1 protein-coding gene is annotated in these 604 nt (G+C 52.2%); it reads left to right on the top strand.

The features are described 5' to 3' along the window. Positions 1-49: 49 nt before the first annotated feature. Positions 50-604 (top strand): alanine:cation symporter family protein (locus ACTHUR_RS15870; protein WP_440399621.1); only part of this gene is annotated, 555 nt, incomplete at its 3' end.

Below are 604 nucleotides of genomic sequence, written 5' to 3'. Positions count from 1 at the left end.
CTTCCGAACGGCGGCAAACCGTCCGTCATTCAAATTCAGAAAGGCTTTTATGGATAACAACTTTACCGAATCGCTGCACCAATTAGTTCAGAAAATCAATGATCCGATGTGGACAGGGCTGGTGTATGTCCTGTTGGGTGCAGGGCTGTTTTTCACGGTTGCCACCGGTTTCGTACAATTCCGCCTGCTCGGACGCAGTATCAAAGAAATGCTCGGCGGCCGAAAACAAGGCGATGATCCGCACGGTATTACGCCGTTTCAGGCTTTCGTTACCGGACTTGCCAGCCGCGTAGGCGTGGGCAACATCGCGGGTGTGGCGATTGCCATCAGCAGTGGCGGGCCGGGCGCGGTATTCTGGATGTGGATCACCGCATTAATCGGTATGAGCTCGGCGTTTGTCGAATCTTCACTGGCGCAGTTGTTCAAAATCCGCGATTACGACAACCATCATTTCCGCGGCGGTCCTGCTTACTATATTACCCAAGGATTGGGTCAAAAATGGTTGGGTATCGTATTTGCATTGAGCCTGATTTTCTGCTTCGGATTCGTTTATGAAGCTGTTCAAACCAACACCATCGCCGTAACCGCCAAAGCCGCATGGGGC

The sequence above is a fragment of the Neisseria sp. P0021.S007 genome, assembly GCF_051956855.1.
This window is presented reverse-complemented; position numbering and strand designations above follow the sequence as displayed.